Source organism: Paraburkholderia sp. BR10141, assembly GCF_056155635.1.
Window position 1 is genome coordinate 185,679 of sequence record NZ_JBMIQH010000013.1, and the last position, 17,675, is coordinate 203,353.

The window sequence follows — 17,675 nt, forward strand, 5'->3', positions numbered from 1 at the left end:
TTGAAGTATCGAACGGGATTCAGGAATTACGACTGCGGGCTCGACTGGCTCACGCGCGCGGTGAGGTCGACCGGCTCAACCGCTGGGCGGCGGCGCGGACCGCGCGTGAGGCGGCGCTCGAAGAGAAACCAGCTCGCGCTCGCATAAGCGAGCGTGAGGACGAGCGCAATCGCGGCGCTCTGGATGCGGCCGTAATGGAGCGGCCACACGGCATAGAGAATCGTGAGGTGAATGAGGTAGATCGTGTAGCTGATCGTGCCGATATACACGAGCACCGGGTTGGACAGCAGGCGCCGCACGATGCCTTTCGACTGCAGCGCGAACACGACGATGGAGGTGCAGAGCACGAGCGAAACGCTATAGAGCATGGCGTTGGAGAGCGGCGTGTTCATGCCTCGAAAGCGCGGGTAGTGCAGGTGCAGCCAGGCCAGCACGCCGAGCGCCGCGAAAAAGAGCACGGCGGCGGGCCATTTGAAGGGCTCGAGCGCATTGCGGTCGCGGCGCACGAGCACGGCGAGCAGCGCGCCGGCGGCCAGCAAATCCATGCGGAACGGCGTGAGGTAGTAAATGGGCCAGTACGAGTCGAACCACGGGGTCGCGACGGCGCGCAGCACGGGTACGACAAAAATGAGCGCGGCGGCCACGACGGCCATGAGCCGTTGCGGCAGAAGCAGCACGACGAAGGGCCACACGATGTAGAACTGCTCTTCGACGGCGAGCGACCAGAGAATGTTGAGGCTGTCGTGCCCGCTCTGGCCGAGTGCGTCGCCGATATTGGTCGCGAAGAACGCATACCACGGCCAGTAGTGTGCCCAGCCGAAGCCGAACAGCAGCGACGAAACGATGAGCAGCAGCACGTAGGGCGGCAGGATACGGCGCACCCGGCGCGCATAGAAGTAGCTGAAATACGATTGCCCCCGCGCCTTGCGTTCGAGCAGGATGCCGGTGATGAGAAAGCCGCTCAGCACGAAGAACAGGTCGACGCCCATCCACAGCGGCGCGCGCAACGCGTGCTGCGCGAACACGGCGAGCACGGCGAAGGCACGCAGACCGTCCAGCTGGACGATGCGGTGGGAATGGTCGGCGAGGCCTTGTTGACTGACTGGGCGGCTTACGGTCATCGGTTCTCCGGTGGGGTCATGCATGCGCGATTGCTTCGCGATTCATTCTAGAAAGAATTAAATGTTCAAAAAGCCGAAATATATTGATTCTGGATTTTTGAATTTAAATGCCGGAATTTGCGCGATATGAAATACGCATTGCCGAATGGAAAGTGTGGCGGGCGTGCCGAACACCGCGCCGCATGGCTTTTTGGCGTGATATCCGGTGTTCGGGAGTTTATTTCCGGATGACTCAGAAATGGGTCATAAATACTGAATTTTTTTGAATTATTTTCCCTTTTTTGGAGGCGATTTTTCAGCGGATTTGTACGGCATGATCCTGGCAGATTGCCGTCACTTGACCGGAGGAATTGCCTTGCCGTTATCGAATCCCGATCGCCGCTTGCGCAGGACGTTGGCACTGGCCGCGATGTGCACGTTTATCTGCACGTCGTCGGTTCAGACCATCGCCGCGCCGCAACTCAATGTGACGACCTCGTGGATCGGCAATAGCTTTGGCAACGGCCAGGGCACCTGGATGCAAATCAACGTCACGGCCATCGCCGTCACGCCCGAAGGCAAGGTGTTCACCAATGCGCCGTGGGACGAGAGCGGCGCCGAGATCAGCGCGTACCAGGACGGCAAACCGCTCGGCTTCGCCGGCGGCACGCATGGCTGGGGGGGAGCCGGCGGCAACGCCGTGGCCGTGAATCATCGCTATCTGTATGCAGCGGTCGGCGTGGGCAACGAGAAGGGTCATCTGGTCGGCAGCGGCATCTGGCCTGCGAAGGGCAGCCAGTGGTACGGCATCACGCGCCGGCCGCTCGACGAGCCCAAGCGCGCCGCCGCATTTCAGGCTTCGCCCGATCCGCTCAATCCGCATGCGCAGCTTTCCGCGTCGTTCCTGAAGATCAACGACGTGCCCATGGGCACGCATGCCGACATTGGCGGACTCGCCGCGACGGATTCGACGCTCTATGTGAGCAACACGCCGATGAACCGCATCGAGGTGTACGACGCGAATTCGATGCAGCGCAAGGGACAATGGGACGTGCAGGCGCCGGGCCGCATCGCGCTTGCAGCCGACGGGTCGGTGTGGGTGCTCACGGGCGCCGAAGCGGGTAAGGGCGCCGCGCATCCGCGCGTCGAGCACTACTCGGCGGATGGCAAGCGCCTCGACGACACGCTCGCGCTACCCGACGATTCGGTGCCGGTGGATCTCGCGTTCGATCCGCAGCAACGGCTGCTGATCGCCGATAACGGTCCGCGCCAGCAGATCCTCATTTTCACGCGCAACGGCAAGAGGTGGACGCAGAGCGCCACGCTCGGCGAGAGCGGCGGCATTTTTTCGGGCGTCGCGGGGCGGCCGGGGCCGGGCCGCTTCAATGGCCTCACGGGCGTCGGCACCGACGCGCGCGGGAACATCTACGTCTCGACCAACGGCGTCGGGCCGCAGCACGAAGACAACATCGGCGCGGGTCTTGGCGCAACGCTGGAGGCCTATACGCCTGCCGGCAAGCGCCTGTGGAACCTGGAAGGCCTGCTGTTCGTGGACGGCGCGTGGGTGGACCCGCAGCGCCCCAACAGCGTCTACACGGGCAACAAGCGCTTCGAACTCGACTTGTCGAAGCCGCCGGGGCAGGACTGGAAATATGTCGGATTCCTGTCCAATCGATTCCGCTATCCCGACGATCCCGTTTTCCACACGGACCAGTGGCCGGGTCTGCCTACCGCGCGCGTGTTGAACGGGCACACGTTCCTGTTCCTCACCGACATGTACGCGGACCACCTGAAGATCTACCGCTTCGACGCGCAGCGCGACGGCGAGACCGCGATTCCCTCCGGCTTCATTGCGGGCCGCGGCCGCGGGGTGCAGAACGTGCCGAACGCGCCGCCGCCCGGCGGCGACTGGATCTGGCGCGATGCGAACGGCAACGGTGCCTTCGACGCCGACGAATTCACGCGCAATCCGGGCCGCGACCATCTGGCAGGCGGGTGGGGCTGGTGGATCGACACGCGCGGCGACATCTGGCGCGCGCGCGACGACAAGGGCATCTGGCGCTTCCGCTATGGCGGGCTCGACGCGAAGGGCAATCCGATCTACTCGTACGACAAGCTCGACAAATACGCGGTCCCCGCGCCGTTTACCGAGGTGCATCGCGCGATCTACGAGCCGCAGACCGACACGCTCTACGTGACGGGCTATACGGCCGATGCGCCGCACGATCCGGGCTTCTGGAAGGAAGCGGGGCGCGTGCTGGTGCGCTACGACAAGTGGTCGAGCGGCCACCCCGAGCAGCACTACATGCTGCGCCTGCCGTGGGACCCGAAAGCGAAACCGCCCGTCACGCCCGCGGGGCTCACGGTGGAAGGCCAGTACGTGTTCGTGGTCGAGCCCGCGGGCAACGTCCATGTGTACGACAAGGACAGTGCGAAGGAGATCGGCACCTTCGGCCCGGGCGCCGAAGTGGGCAATACCTCGGGCTGGGTCGACGTGCCGTTCGGCATCACCGCGCATCGCGAAGCGAACGGCGAATACCTCGTGTTCGTCGAGGAAGACGCGCGCGGCAAGGTGCTCATGTACCGCTGGAAACCGGCCTGACCCGCTACGGGCCCCGCAACTGGATACCCAATGGATAAAGGCATACTGCGCAACGTCGCAATCAATCTGTTCGGTCTCGTGCTGCCGACCTTCGTGTCGCTCGTCACGGTGCCTTCCTATATCCGCCTGCTCGGTGTCGAGCGCTACGGCGTGATCGCGCTCGTCTGGACGCTGATCGGCTACTTCAGCGTGCTCGACCTCGGCATGAGCATGGCCGCGCAGAACCAGATCTCGAAGGCGTATGCGTCGAAAGACGCCGACGCCTGCGAGCGTGTGTTCTGGAGCGCGTTCTGGCTGAACTTCACGACCGGCGCGATTGGCGGCCTGCTGATCTATTCGGGCGGCGCGCTTTATACCGCGTATTTCACGCACGTCACGCCCGAGTTGCGGCACGAAGTCTATCTCGCGCTGCCCTGGCTCGCCGTGGCGATTCCGGTGGCGAACGTCTCGTGGGTGTTCGCGGGTGCGATCAACGGCGCGGAGCGCTTCGGCATCTACAACACGAACCAGACGCTCGGCACGTTCCTGTTCCAGCTGCTGCCGCTTGCCGCTGCCTGGGCGTACGAGCCGAATCTGCAGACCGTGCTGGCCGCCGCCGTATTCGCGCGTCTGGCCGCCGCGATCCTGCTCGGCCGCTCGGCGCTGCGCGTGCTCGGCATTCGCAAGGTGCGCGGGCCGCGCCTCGATACGTCGAAGGCGCTCTTCAATTTCGGCGGCTGGATGCTGGTCGCGAGCATCACGACGATGGTCGCGGACTCGCTCGACCGCATGATGCTGGGCGCGGGCCTCGGTGCGCGCTTCGTCACGTATTACACCGTGCCGCAGAACCTCGTCACGCGCCTGAACATGGTGCCCAATGCGCTCGTGCGCACGCTGTTTCCGCGCCTGTCCGCGCTGGGCCGCGAGCATGCCGATGAAATCGCCGCGCAGTCGCTGCAGTTTCTCAATGCCGTGTTCACGCCGATCGCCATCGGCGCGATCGTGGTGCTCCAGCCCTTCCTGCATGCGTGGGTCGGGCCCGTGATCGCCGCGCATGGCGCACCGGTTGGGCGCGTGCTGATCATCGCCGTGTGGCTCGTCGGGCAGGCGGGCGTCACGCGCATTCTCATCCAGTCGCAAAACAATCCTGCCGCCGCCGCGCGCGTGGGGCTCGTGGAGCTGCCGCTCTTTGCCGGTCTGCTGTGGCTTGGCATTTCGCGCTTCGGCTTGCCGGGCGCGGCCGCCGCCGTGCTGTTTCGCGCACTGTTCGACTACGTCGTACTGCTGTGGCTTTCGCGCATTCATAGCCGCACGATCATCGTCGATATGTTCGCTCACCTGAGTTTTCTCGCCGCTGCGCTCGCTCTTGCGTGGTGGCTGCCGGACGCGCTGTACGCAATCGGCGCCGGTGTCGTGCTCGCACTTGCCAACGTGGTGTGGTCGGTTGCGACCACACCGATGCTGCGCGGCTACGCCCGTTCCCTTCTCTTTCGACTGAATTCACGGAAAAGCGCATGAGTCACGAACTGATCGACGAAGCGGCGCCGTCCGAAAGCGCTGCCGCGCCCCTTCAACGGCGCGACGCCACCAAACCGCGACGCTCCGAAACGGGCGCCGTCATGCCGCTGCGGCCAGCCTTCGCCGCAGGCCGTGCGCCGCGCGTGGCCATCGTGCACGACTGGCTCGTGACCTACGCGGGCGCGGAGCGGGTGCTAGAGCAGATCCTTGCCTGCTTTCCGGATGCAGACCTGTTCTCGGTCGTCGATTTCGTCGATGCGAAAGACCGCACGTTCTTGCGCGGCAAGCGCGCGACGACCTCGTTCATCCAGAAGCTGCCGGGCGCGCGCAAGCGTTATCGCGCGTACCTGCCGTTCATGCCGCTCGCCATCGAGCAGCTCGACGTGTCGGGCTACGACGTGGTGATTTCGAGCAGCCATGCGGTAGCCAAGGGCGTACTCACGGGACCGGACCAGTTCCATATCAGCTACGTGCATTCGCCGATCCGCTATGCGTGGGACCTCCAGCATCAGTACCTGCAGGAGTCGAGCCTCACGCGCGGGCCGAAGTCGATGCTCGCACGCCTGATCCTGCACTACATCCGCAACTGGGACGTGCGCACCGCGAATTCGGTGGACCAGTTCGTCGCCAACTCGGAGTTCATTGCGCGACGCATTCAGAAGGTGTATCAGCGCCAGGCCGAGGTGGTCTATCCGCCCGTGGATATCGACGCGTTCGAGCTGGAAACCACCAAAGACGACTTCTATTTGACGGCCTCGCGGCTCGTGCCGTACAAGAAGATCGACCTGATTGTCGAGGCATTCGCGCGCATGCCCGAGCGGCGCCTCGTGGTGATCGGCGACGGCCCCGACATGCACAAGGTGCGCGCGAAGGCGACGCCCAATGTGGAAGTGCTGGGCTATCAGCCTTTCGCCGTACTGCACGACCGCATGCGCCGCGCCAAGGCGTTCGTGTTCGCTGCGGAAGAAGACTTCGGCATTTCCGTGGTCGAGGCGCAGGCCTGTGGCACGCCCGTGATTGCATTCGGCAAGGGCGGCGCGCTCGAAACGGTGCGCGACACCGGTTCGCGCCCCACGGGCATTTTCTTCGAAGAGCAAAACGCGGACGCGATCATCGACGCCGTCGAGTCGTTCGAAAGCGATCCTGGCCGATTCCGCGCCGAGGATTGCCGCGCGAATGCCGAGCGCTTTTCTTCGCGGCATTTCCGCGAGCAATTCTTCGCGCGCGTGGCGAAAGCGGTGCCGGCGATCGCGCAGGCGGGCTCGGCACACGGCGCAGCGCCGTACGAGATCGAAGCGGACGCAGCGGACGCGCCGCGCGTGCTCGCCATCGACCAGAGCGGCGTGCTGGGCGGCGCCGAGCTATCGCTGCTGGAAGTGGTGAAGGGCTTGCGCTCGCGCATCGACGTGCTGCTCTTCAACGACGGGCCCTTCAGGGAGGCGCTCGACAAAGCCGGCGCGCGCGTGGAGGTGATCGATTCGGGTGCGTTGAACAAGGTGCGCCGCGATGGCGGCACGGCGCCGCGACTGGGCGTGCTTGCGGGCATTGCCGCGCTCGTGCGCGAGACGCGCCGCCGCGCGCGCGAGGCCGACGTGCTTTACGCCAACACGCAGCGCGCGATGGTGATCGGCGTGCTTGCGGGCAAGCTCGCGCGCAAGCCGGTGGTCTGGCATTTGCGCGACATTGTTAGCGACGAGCATTTCGGCCGCGTGCAGCGCGCGGTGATCAAGGGCTGCGCGAAGCTGGGGCTCGCGCATGTGATCGCGAACTCGCATGCATCGGCGAAGGTGTTTGCGCAGCTCACGCGCTTCGACGCGAAGCGCATCGACGTGGTGCACAACGGCGTGGATGAATCGCCGTTCCGTGCGCTCGCGCGCGTGCCGCAGGCTCAACTGCGGGTGCAGATCGGGTTGCCCGAGGATGCGTTCCTGGTCGGTGCTTTCAGCCGTCTGGCGCGCTGGAAAGGCCAGCATGTGCTGCTCGAAGCGTTGCTCGACGAGCCGCGAGCGCATGCTGTGTTCGTAGGTGCGCCGCTCTTCGGTGAGGACGCTTACGCTGCCGAGCTGCGTGCATTCGTCGAGGCGAACGGGCTGCAGGAGCGTGTGCATTTTCTCGGCTTCCGGCATGACATTGCGGCTTGCATGCGGGCCGTCGATGTGATCGCGCATACGTCTATTACGCCTGAACCGTTTGGGCGTGTGGTCGTTGAGGGGATGCTGGCGCAAAGGCCTGTGGTTGCTTCTCGCGATGGTGGTGTGACTGAGATCGTCGAGCATGGTGAAAGCGGGCTGCTTTGTACGCCAGGTGATGCCAAGGAACTCGCTGCCACCATCGGCAGGTTGCACGACGACGCGGCGTTGCGGGATCGGCTTGCTGTGCAAGGGCTGGCTACTGCCCGGGAGCGGTTTGGGAAGCAGCAGTATGTCGATGCTGTCGAGCGGGTGCTCGATGGGGTTGTTGCTCGGGGCAAGTAAGTTTTTTTGCTTTTTTTAGGCCTTTTTTCGCGGCTTCTGGCCGCGTTGGCCTTTCCTTGTGTTCGCGTCGGTATGCAAGTGTTGCCCCTGTGCGGGTAATTCTTCTTGTTCATAGCGTGTCGCGACGTATCATGAAGCACACAAACCCGTTGTAAATCAACGAGTTGCTGTTCATGATGCGTCGCGCAGTGCATCCGTGTTCACGGCGTGCATTGTCCTGAACTTGTCCACGAGGATCACGCACAATGGCAACCCACCGGAAATTCAAGATCGACCGCGCGTTCATGCGCGCCCTCAACCTGACCATCGCCCGCGAGTATGCCTGCGATCAGTTGCGCGGCTTTGGCGTGCGCGTCGCGGCGAAGGGCACGGTCACCTACTTCTACCGCTTCCTCGATTGCAGCGGTAGAGCAAAGCGCGTCACGCTCGGGCGCTGGCCCGACATCGATCCCGGCGCGGCGCGCGACGCGGCGAAGGCACACGGTGCCCTGCACGACAAGAAGGGCGATACGCTCGCCATGCGCCTGGCGAAGCACGAAGCGCGAGTCAGCGCGCAGCGCAAGGTCGGCACGATGACCTTGCGCGCGTTCCTCGCCGACCGATATGACGATCACCTTCGCACGCATGGCCGCTCGGGCACGAAGAACGCCGACCTGATCCGCTCGAAGGGAGGCTTCGCTCACCTGCTCGACACTGACCTCGCCGCGATCACCGGGCTCGACATCGAACGCTGGCGCACTCAACGCTTGGCGGCGGGCCGCAAGCCAGGCACGACGAACCGCTACATCAACGCGCTGCGCGGTGCGCTCAGTCGCGCGTGCGAATGGGAAATCATCGAAACGCACCCAATGCGCACCGTGAAGAAGCAGGACGAACCTGGCCTCGAAGGCGACCGTTATCTGTTGCCCAGCGAAGAACAACGTCTGCGTGACTCACTCGACCGATACGACGCCGCCGTGCGCGGCGAACGCGCGAAAGTCATGCGCCGGCTCCGACGTGTCGAACCTGCCCGCACGTTCGGCGACGCCACGAAGCCCGTCGTGTTGATCTGCATGAACTCGGGCGCGCGTCGCGGCGAAGTCCTGAAACTTCGATGGTCGGATGTGGACCTCGCGCATGCGCGCGTGACCTTCTGCGGCACGAACACGAAAAGCGGGAAACCGCGAACGCTGGCGTTGACCCGTGAAGCCCTCGACGTGCTCACGAAGTGGCGCGCGCAGTGCCCGCCTGATGCCGTGCTCGTGTTTCCCGGCGAAGGCGGCAAGCCGCTGCGCGAACTGAAGAACTGGCCGAAGGTCCGCGACGCGGCGAACATCACGCGCCTGAGGTTCCGGCTTCACGACGCAAGGCATCACGCAGCATCGCGACTAGCCATGAGCGGCATCGACCTGTTCAGCGTGTCGCGCGTGTTAGGTCATGCCGACGCGCGCATGAGCGGGCGATACGCGCACCTGTCGCCGCAGCACCTGCGCGACGTAATGAGCACACTCGACAGGCCGAACGAAATCGGTCAGCCCGCCGCCGCGCCGAAGGCGGCATGAGGATCAGACCGACACCGACCCAATCCAGCCCGCGCATGTCGCGGGTTTTTTTTTCGCCTTTACAAAAGGTAACAATTTGGATCGCGGACGAACATGAACGACCGTGAACTAGTGCGAACCACGATGAACACCGCGCGCGATGAACTTGCCGACCACGGGGGTTTGCTTCGACTCGCTGACATGACGATGATCAACGATATGCGCTACGTCGCGCATGCGTAAACAGACCCTGACTGGCGAGGACAACATGGCGATTCGGAAAAAGGCAGCAAGGCAACAGCCCGAGGCAGCAAAGGAGTTGCCCGAGGCGACAAAGCAACCGGCAAAGCGGGTTCACGAGGCGGATGAACCACAGCACATCGAGAGTCGATTCGCGACGGTCCAGGAACTGGCGAAGGAATCGCGCATGTCGCGAGGTTTCATCTACAAGCTTATGAATGCGGGGCAAGGGCCTGCGTACATCCGGATCGGCGCGAAAACGCTGATTGACCGCCGCGAGTGGGAACGCTGGCTGGAAAGCAAGACCGTTCGCAACGACGAAGAGGAAGAAGCCGACGCAGCGTGATCATCCACAGGCAACGCGGCCATGCGAGCCGCGATAACAGAATCGGCGCACCCGGAGGACACGTCACGCGCGCCACTCACCTGTGGAGGCCGCCATGGTCGATCACGCCAAAGGAAGGCCCGCACGCAGCGGGCCCGGAGGAACATCAACGAACTACGATGACAGGAGGAACACTACCCGCCTATCACCCGAAGCGCAATCCCTGAAGCAACGCACCGAAGCCGCCATCGAGCGCGAACTCGCGCGCTGCGAACGCAGCATGTCGCCTGCGCAGTGGCGTGAGCATCGCGAGTGGATCATCGACTACGTGAACGAGGAAGCGCTTCAGTGGTTGCGTAGTCGCCGCAGGGGCTCACGATGAAGCCGACCGACGAGGACTATGCCCGCTCGGAAGCGGTCAACCGGCCACATCGCTCAAACGGATACGACGACGCAGAAACGCCGGGCGAGCCGCATCACGTCGTCGTCACGCCGCTTGTTGAGTACGTGGTGTGGGCAAGCGACATCACGTTCGAGTCGCACTCACCGCCGAAGCAGGTGATCCAGAAACTGGGTGCCGTGGGGCAGGTCGTGAGCCTGATCGCAGGTTCGCAGGTTGGCAAGTCAACCGCCGCCACCTATCTCGCGTGCGGGTCGGGGGTCGGGCAGACCGTGCTCGGCCTGAATACCGCAGCAGGCAGTGTCATCTATGTCGCGGCCGAATCGCCGGGGAGCATCATCGCGCGCATCGCTGGCGTGAAGATGCATCACGAGCTCGATGACATACCGCTCGCCGTGGTGCCGAAGCCGCTCGACCTGTTCAGGCAAAGCCTCGAAACGGCATACGCCATCCGCCAGCTTGCCGCGGATATGGAGGCACGCGGCATGCCGCCCGTGAACCTCATCGTGATCGACACGCTCTCCGCTTCACGCGGGGAAGCGAAGGAGAACGACAACACCGACTTCGGAATTATCCGTAACACGCTCAAGACGCTGGCCGTCGATCTGGACGCGCTTGTGCTCATCGTGCATCACACGCTCAACGGCACCGATGAGGCGCGCGGTGCGAAGTCGATGTTCGCCGACCTCGACGGCGAACTGCTGTTGACGCTGGCTGGTGGCGACCTGCGGGCGCTCAGGGTCACGAAACAGCGCGACCTGGGCACGGAAGGATTCACGGTCCACATGCGCATGGTGAAACTCGACACGGGCTTGCTCGATGAGTTTGGCGAGCCGGTCACGGTGCTCGTTGCCGAGGATACCGACGAGATGCCGCCAGCGCAGCCCAAGCCCGAAGTGCCGAAGAAGATGTCCGATTCAGCCAGGCTGGTGATGGATGCGTTTGAGCAGGCGCTTACCGAACACGGCGTTGCGCTCGCGGTCACGACCATCACGCCATATGGCGGGCGTGGCGTGGAGAGGGAACGCGTGCGTGAGCGGTTCTACTTCCTGAACCATGTTGACGATGCCAGCGAGGAAGCGGCACGGGATAAAGAGAAGCGGCGCAACACGTTCGACAACGGCTGGAAGTGGCTCACGGCCAACCGTGCCGTCTTGAGCGCGGGCGTTTATTTCAGGCTTGGGCCGGATTTCGGCTCACGTGTACGCGTGTAAGCGTGTAGCCCCTAAAGGGGCTATACACGCTTTACACGTTACACGTTCGTGTAGCCGCGCGTAATTACACGCCTCTACACGCTTTACACGACCAGGTAACGACTTTCGGTTTACTGCACGGAGAGAACAATGGGACGTGGAATGCACGAAGCATCAAAGCAACTGATCGCTGTTGCCGCCACCATCCTGCGCGAGATAAAGCCGACTACGGTCCGTAGCGTGTGTTACCAGCTCTTCTCGCTCGGGCTGATCGGCAGCATGAGCGACAAGAACGAAACCGGAAAGGTGTCGCGCCTGCTGACCATCGCACGCGAGCGCGGGCTGATACCGTGGCACTGGATCGTTGACGAGACGCGCGAGGTTGAGCAGGCCCCGCAGTGGCGCGACGGTGTGAGTTTCATCGACTCGGTTATGGGCCAGTACCGCAAGGACTACTGGCGCGAGCAACCATGCATCGTGGAGGTGATCAGCGAGAAGGGTACCGTGCGCGGTGTGCTCGCCAGTGTGTTTGATGAGTTCGGCGTGGCCTTTCGCGTGATGCACGGCTACGCGTCCGCCACGGCGGTCAACGACATCGCCGAGGCAATCGGCAGACGAGAGAAGAAAACGGTGCTGCTGTACGTGGGCGACTGGGACCCGAGCGGCCTGTGCATGAGCGAAGTGGACCTGCCCGAGCGGCTTGAGCGCTACGGTGGCGACTGGTATGGCCTTAGCCGCATCGCGCTCACCGAGGACGACGTTCGTTCGGGCAACCTGCAATCCTTCGCCGCCGACACGAAGTGCGGCGACTCGCGCTATCGATGGTTCGTTGAACGCTACGGCCCGCGCTGTTGGGAACTCGACGCGATGAACCCGAACGATCTGCGCGAACGCGTGCGTGCGGAAATTGTGGCGCTACTCGACATCGACGCCTGGAATCACATGATTCACATCGAGCGCGCCGAGCGCGAGTCGATGGAAACCGTTATGGGTGCATGGCGGGCGTCATTGAAGGGCTCGCCGGATTGAGATTCTATTTTGCGACAGGACTGAAAATAGAAAATCGATAGGAAGCGAATGAATGGTGCTTGACTGCACCTCGGCGCGCGCGCAGTCTATGCGGTGAAGTACGAGCGACCGACCCACCCGGGGGAGACCGACATGGCCTACGACCTCGACGTTTGCCTTTCGCGCAGCGCGCGCGCACTCGCCCTGAGTGGCGGCGACGCGGATACCGCAAAGGGTTTCATCCGTCGCAACTTCGGGGGCGCACAGCAGGCCGAAATCGTGATCGACAAAGGCCTGATCACGACCGACGACATCACGCCCGACTCCGACCTGCTCGGCGCATATGGTGGACGCATCGCCGATCTGGTTCGCCGCCGCAGCGCACTCGGCAGACTCGAACAGTATTTCAAGTTCCAGCACCTTCGGCCCTACGTGCCGTGGCTAGCGCTCGTGAGCGGCACGTCTGCCGCGTGGGTCGCTGAAGGCCAGGTGAAGCCCATCGGCGACACGCCCGCTTTCTTGACCGTGCGGCTTCCGGTCAAGAAAATCGCGACGGTTTTGCCGTTCACCGAAGAATCGCTTCGCGTCGCGAATGCCAACGTGGACGCCGCGATTGAACGCGCCTGCGTGCAGGCACTGGTCGATGCCATCGAGGCCACGCTGTTCAGCGCAGGTGCAGGCGACGCGGCCGCGCCGCCCGGACTGCTGACCGATGTTGCGGCCGGCACGGGCGACGCGCCTGCGGACCTCGACGCGCTGCTGCAGTCGATCCCGCCCGACCTGCTGGACAAGGGCATCGTGCTTGTGATCAATCCCGGCGACACGCCGCGATGGCTTGCGAGCGGGCTCGGCGATCACGGCACACTGAGCGCACGCGACGGCGGGTTCCTCGCGGGCCTGGGCTGCATCACGTCAACCGCCATTCCGCCCGGCAGCGTCGCGTGGATCTGTCCCGGCGCCATCGCGTTCAGCGATGCCGGCGCACTGATCAGCGCGGCGAAGGCTGCGACGCTCATGCTCGACCTCGGCGACGGCGAAGGCCCACAGATGGTTTCGCTGTGGCAGAACAACCTGCGCGCAATCCGCGCCGAACACTGGCTGAACTGGCAGCCGCTCGCCGATGTCGTGGGCGGCGCGATTACCGGCGTGTTTCCCGCCCTGGCGGCGCGCACGATGATCACGCCGGCGAAGGCAACGAAGCGCGCGAAGGGAGCGTGATCATGTGCGACCTCAACGCCTATGTTCCCGGTTGCCAGTGCTATCGCTCGCAACAGGAATTCGATGACGAAACGGCACGCTGCGACGCCGACGCAGCAATCGAGCGCGTTCTCGCGCGTCTGCTGCGCGGCGAGTTCGTGGCCGAACCGGACCCGCTGGCGCTGATGCTCTATGACCTCGTGCGAGGCGAGGACGTGGCCGATTTCATCGTGTGCGCCCGGCGCAGCATTGCATGGTGGGATAGCACTGGCGGGCAACACTACCGCAGCCTGAACACGATCCATGCGCGCATGCGCATTGCAGCGTGAGGGTCGTCATGAACGACGAACGCGCCTGCACGATATGGATCAGGATTGAGGACTCGGTTCGCGTCGATGCGCTCGCCACACTCTACAGGCGCGACCGGCGCGAAGTGCTGCGCGATCTGATCACGTTCGCGCTGCGCACCCTTACCGACAAGTCCGTAATGCCCGGTATGTTGCCGGCGGATAGTCCTGATGCCGATATCCCGCCCGTGCCGCGTATCACCACACTGCGGCGCGTGCCGTAGGGAGACAGATCATGGCAGTGCGCCTGTTATGCGAGCACGTGATCAAGCGCGCGAGTGAATGCGGTCCCATCGCCGGGATTCTGTTCGGCCCGGAGCATGCCCACGCCGTGCAAATCCTCTCGGCGCACGCTATGCAGGATCACGCGGAATGGTTGAGGCTCGAACTGCGCGACGGTTGCGTGGTCGCCACGTCGCAACCTGACGCGCCGATGCGAAGGCGTTCGTGAGCCGGATCTTCGACTCACATGCCAGCGTGCGTGATGCGCGAGTGCGTCGCGCGAAATCGCGGCACCGGGTCGCGGGGACAGGTCGGGGGCCAGATCGCGCGCGAGAGAAGCGTGAGCGGTCAGCGCTCCCGGTCATCTGTCCGGATATGCGCAGATCAACTGCCGGGGGTCGGCCCAGGCACTGGCCAGGAACGCCGCCGCAACGCTGGCAAGACCCGGCTGGCATCACAGCCAGCCTGGGGTATGGAAGGCACCTGGGCGATTCTGGCGGCTGCGTGTGAGAGAACTGAAGTCCTCGTGCGCCGCCGCCGCGCGCGGAAATATCGGCGGCGTTCCTTTGCTATTCAGTCGCCGGAATTTTCGTCCATTTCCGACTCCGCTATCTCGGCCCCAACTATGGAATCAAGCTTATTCTTTATGATTCGTCGGACTCGCGAGTCGGCAACAACGTATCGATAAACTGGTTTTCCGCCGGCATCACTAGGTACCGTGCCGTCTTGTTTAACCAGACCAGCATCCTCCCAGCTTCTAATTTTTACCCGCGCACCTTGGTCACTTATTTTGAACACGGACTGTACGTCCTTGTTAACAAATTCCACCTTTCCAACGCGAAATACTTGCTGCAGTGGTGACTTTGCGTACCACGATCCAATCGTTTCGGTGCAATATTTGTCCTGACCTATCTCCACGGTGGTCCGGTCTAATGGCCCAGTAGCACCACGCGCATCGTGCTCTCGAAATATTATATCCATCAACTTTATCAGTTCTCTCGGAGAGCTAACGGAGATTTCGACTAGCTCCTTGAAAGTGTCGCCCGTGCCCAATTCCTCTGAAAACAAATCCTTAAACAGCAGCGCGTTCGAAGAAAAGAATTTTATCCGCTTGTCCACCATCTTCTGAAGACTTTCATGGTCCCATGTGATATTGGCGTGAGCGATTTTGTCCAGACGCACCGGATGTTTATTGTCAAAATGCGCTTTGACGTTGCTCCATAGGAAAAAAATCCACGAGAAACCCGTTACTTCGAGCAATTGAATATGTGCAAGAAGCGGATGAATCAATTTAGCGGTAGACTCCGCAGAATTCGACGTTGCGGATGTCTCGTCAAGCTTATCGACCAAAACACACACGCCTGAAAATCCAAAAGATTTGGAAAATTCTACGAGTTTGCTTAGAATGGCGCGAGGTGCACTTGGCGATTCGCCAACCAAACTTTTAAGAATAGATTCCGCTGGCCCCGATATATCCACAGAATCATCAACTGTTTTTTTGGCAAAAATGTTGATTGCTGACGCGACTATTTTACTAAGACTATCCCATCTCTGTGATGTCCAAACAACACTTTTAGTCGTCCACGCACTATTTAGAAGCTTCAGCGCCTCCGATGTGGAGTGTTCCCTATCAAGTTCGGGTTTCGAAAGATAAAATCCTTTCAAGAGCGCCATTACCAAATTTCGCTCAGCTTCGTCTAGATTCTCTGTAAATTTTTGACGATCCTCTTCTTCTAACGAAGACAGCCATACAAACATTTGTTCGATGGTGGCGAATGCTACAATCCAAACAATTTCGCGCTCAGTTAATTTGTCCTTTTTGAAAGCGGTCAAAATATCGGAAAAATCGGTCAGGTTCACTACGAATGGCTTTTTGTCGGCCGACTGTGAACGTGAAAGGGATTCCCATATTTCTTTATATACAGTAACTCTCGTTGCGCTTTTACCTGCGCCTCTGTCGCCGAACAAAATAAACGAACTGAGCTTGTTGGCCCTATCCGAAATCGCTTGTAAATATGGCGGCCTTACCGCGTAGACTGCGATATTCGGCTCCGTTTCCGCAGTATAATGTTCGAAAGGATTATCATTAAGATTCAGTTCTTTTATTATTGACATCGTCGCCTCAAGGTGGTTAAGGATGCAATGGACGCAAAATCATACACGGCTTTGTACGATGAATGCGAGAGAACGTAGCGGAGCGTGCGCACCTCGAAAATCTTCATCACCATTGATATGTAGCACCGGTGGCCAGTGCGTCAGATGATGACCTCGCCAAATGCGGCTCGTCGCTCCTCAGCGGACGTCCGCAAACAATCTGCGACCGACCGTCCTTGGCCGACTTGAGCCGGAATTGCCTATCCTCCGCGGAAATCGGCCAAGCACACTTTCAACGGTCGCCAGGATCGACCGGCGATGCCTTCGCTGTCTCGTCTGGTGCACTCGGCGTGTAGTCGCGCACCGCCTGATCCAGCAAACGACCGGCGAAGCGTTCGACACTCACGCCGCGTATCTCGCACACCTCGCGCAGTTTGTCGCGCGTCGCATCGCAAACCCACACAACCTGCGGTGCTGCAAACCCGGTTCCGCTGCTCATGATGATCTCCGCACTTGACGTGAGGATTATGCGCGCGTGCAGCGGCAGCGAGAGCGGGCACCCCGAGTAAACACCAATCCGCAACGATACATACTCGCCTTGCATGTTATGCATCGCGTTACTATAGTACGTACAAACGAAGCGAGGTGGATATGGCGAGAGTGACCGTATCGGTCCCGGACGATCTCCGGGAGCAAATGGAGCAATACGGGGACATCAACTGGTCTGCAGTCGCGCAGGCCGCGTTTCGGAGAGCGATCATGCATGAGGAAGCACGCACCAATGTGGGAAATGTAGAGGCAGGGCTGGCACGACTGCGCGCGTCACGCGACGCAAACGATGAGACATTGAACGCCGTCGGCGTGGGACTCGGCAAGACGTGGGCATTGCAATCCGCCGATGCCGATGAGGTGGAGCGCGTCGCGGCACTAGCAGGAGACGGCGCCTTTGCAGACGGCACCGTCCATGCCGATGAGGGCTATTCGTCGTTGCGGCACCTGGTGAGCGTCGCGAGCGGCGATGACGAAATCGGGAATGCCGACTGGCGCGACGTGGAGACATTCGCGGAGAAGTACATGAACCGCAGCGACGGCAAGGCACCCGATGCGCTGGTGCGCGGGTTCGTGGAAGGCGTGGCCGAAGTGTTCGACATGCTCTGAGGGTATCGCGGCTGGCAACAGGGCCGGGCGCAAGCCGAACATGTTGCGGTGATTGCCATTGTCGTCCTCGACTTGGGCGATCTTCGGATCGCCCTTTTTTGTGGTGGTTCGCGGAAAACGCGCCCAACTTGTCCGCCGATTGTCCTGAACGCAAATAAAAGCGTCCTTTCTGCAAGCGCGCATATCGCGCAAATCCTTTCCTGACAAGCCTTCCAGCGATACAGCGTCATTTCCCGTAAATTACCCTGTGCGGGGCGGCACCTACTTTCTTTGCGGCGGCAAAGAAAGTAGGCAAAGA

General features: G+C 61.9%; 17 protein-coding genes. 14 read left to right on the top strand and 3 right to left on the bottom strand.

Translation table 11 applies throughout. The features are described 5' to 3' along the window. Positions 1 to 26 precede the first annotated feature (26 nt). Positions 27 to 1,121, bottom strand: coding sequence for an acyltransferase family protein (locus ACOJB8_RS19905; RefSeq protein ID WP_069266040.1), 1,095 nt, complete (start codon positions 1,119 to 1,121; stop codon positions 27 to 29). 409 nt (positions 1,122 to 1,530) lie between these two features. Between ACOJB8_RS19905 and ACOJB8_RS19910 the strand changes: the two genes are divergently transcribed. From ACOJB8_RS19910 to ACOJB8_RS19970, 13 genes are all read left to right on the top strand, one after another. Beyond that, positions 1,531 to 3,702 carry an NHL repeat-containing protein gene (locus ACOJB8_RS19910; protein ID WP_475013855.1) on the top strand — a complete coding sequence of 724 codons (2,172 nt, stop codon included), beginning with the start codon at positions 1,531 to 1,533 and terminating at the stop codon, positions 3,700 to 3,702. Between the two features lie 30 nt (positions 3,703 to 3,732). Continuing rightward, the gene (locus ACOJB8_RS19915) at positions 3,733 to 5,199 is read left to right on the top strand and encodes a flippase (RefSeq protein ID WP_069266039.1); all 1,467 of its coding nucleotides are present in this window, start codon (positions 3,733 to 3,735) and stop codon (positions 5,197 to 5,199) included. After that, on the top strand, positions 5,196 to 7,673 hold the full coding sequence (locus tag ACOJB8_RS19920; RefSeq protein WP_475013810.1) for a glycosyltransferase family 4 protein: 2,478 nt from the start codon (positions 5,196 to 5,198) through the stop codon (positions 7,671 to 7,673). Before ACOJB8_RS19915 ends, ACOJB8_RS19920 begins: the two co-directional genes overlap by 4 nt. 245 nt (positions 7,674 to 7,918) lie before the next feature. Beyond that, on the top strand, positions 7,919 to 9,214 hold the full coding sequence (locus ACOJB8_RS19925; protein ID WP_475013812.1) for a tyrosine-type recombinase/integrase: 1,296 nt from the start codon (positions 7,919 to 7,921) through the stop codon (positions 9,212 to 9,214). Between the two features lie 93 nt (positions 9,215 to 9,307). Next, positions 9,308 to 9,436 carry a hypothetical protein gene (locus ACOJB8_RS19930; protein WP_475013814.1) on the top strand — a complete coding sequence of 43 codons (129 nt, stop codon included), beginning with the start codon at positions 9,308 to 9,310 and terminating at the stop codon, positions 9,434 to 9,436. Further along, positions 9,429 to 9,779, top strand: coding sequence for a helix-turn-helix transcriptional regulator (locus ACOJB8_RS19935; RefSeq protein WP_475013816.1), 351 nt, complete (start codon positions 9,429 to 9,431; stop codon positions 9,777 to 9,779). The genes ACOJB8_RS19930 and ACOJB8_RS19935 overlap by 8 nt, the downstream gene beginning before the upstream one ends. Before the next feature lie 94 nt (positions 9,780 to 9,873). Next, positions 9,874 to 10,140 (top strand): hypothetical protein, encoded by a 267-nt coding sequence (locus ACOJB8_RS19940; RefSeq protein WP_475013818.1) that lies wholly within the window; start codon positions 9,874 to 9,876, stop codon positions 10,138 to 10,140. Continuing rightward, positions 10,137 to 11,372, top strand: coding sequence for an AAA family ATPase (locus ACOJB8_RS19945; RefSeq protein ID WP_475013820.1), 1,236 nt, complete (start codon positions 10,137 to 10,139; stop codon positions 11,370 to 11,372). The genes ACOJB8_RS19940 and ACOJB8_RS19945 overlap by 4 nt, the downstream gene beginning before the upstream one ends. A gap of 141 nt (positions 11,373 to 11,513) precedes the next feature. Next, a complete protein-coding gene (locus ACOJB8_RS19950; RefSeq protein WP_475013822.1) occupies positions 11,514 to 12,380 on the top strand; it encodes a hypothetical protein in 867 nt (288 codons plus the stop codon). A 132-nt stretch (positions 12,381 to 12,512) separates the two neighbouring features. Beyond that, positions 12,513 to 13,577 (top strand): phage major capsid protein, encoded by a 1,065-nt coding sequence (locus tag ACOJB8_RS19955; protein ID WP_475013824.1) that lies wholly within the window; start codon positions 12,513 to 12,515, stop codon positions 13,575 to 13,577. Between the two features lie 2 nt (positions 13,578 to 13,579). Further along, positions 13,580 to 13,885: a hypothetical protein gene (locus ACOJB8_RS19960; protein WP_475013826.1), complete on the top strand. Its 306-nt coding sequence runs from the start codon at positions 13,580 to 13,582 to the stop codon at positions 13,883 to 13,885. 8 nt (positions 13,886 to 13,893) lie between these two features. Beyond that, positions 13,894 to 14,127 carry a hypothetical protein gene (locus ACOJB8_RS19965; protein ID WP_368616184.1) on the top strand — a complete coding sequence of 78 codons (234 nt, stop codon included), beginning with the start codon at positions 13,894 to 13,896 and terminating at the stop codon, positions 14,125 to 14,127. An 11-nt stretch (positions 14,128 to 14,138) separates the two neighbouring features. Further along, positions 14,139 to 14,354 carry a hypothetical protein gene (locus ACOJB8_RS19970; RefSeq protein WP_475013828.1) on the top strand — a complete coding sequence of 72 codons (216 nt, stop codon included), beginning with the start codon at positions 14,139 to 14,141 and terminating at the stop codon, positions 14,352 to 14,354. Positions 14,355 to 14,698: 344 nt separating this feature from the next. On the opposite strand, the gene ACOJB8_RS19975 is transcribed toward ACOJB8_RS19970, so the two are convergent. Beyond that, the gene (locus ACOJB8_RS19975; RefSeq protein ID WP_475013830.1) at positions 14,699 to 16,240 is read right to left on the bottom strand and encodes a P-loop ATPase, Sll1717 family; all 1,542 of its coding nucleotides are present in this window, start codon (positions 16,238 to 16,240) and stop codon (positions 14,699 to 14,701) included. 271 nt (positions 16,241 to 16,511) lie between these two features. Then, entirely contained in the window at positions 16,512 to 16,823 is a 312-nt protein-coding gene (locus tag ACOJB8_RS19980) for a hypothetical protein (protein WP_475013832.1), read from the bottom strand. Positions 16,824 to 16,870: 47 nt separating this feature from the next. Here ACOJB8_RS19980 and ACOJB8_RS19985 point away from each other — a divergent pair, with 47 nt between their 5' ends. Beyond that, entirely contained in the window at positions 16,871 to 17,377 is a 507-nt protein-coding gene (locus tag ACOJB8_RS19985) for a hypothetical protein (RefSeq protein ID WP_475013834.1), read from the top strand. Positions 17,378 to 17,675: the final 298 nt, after the last annotated feature.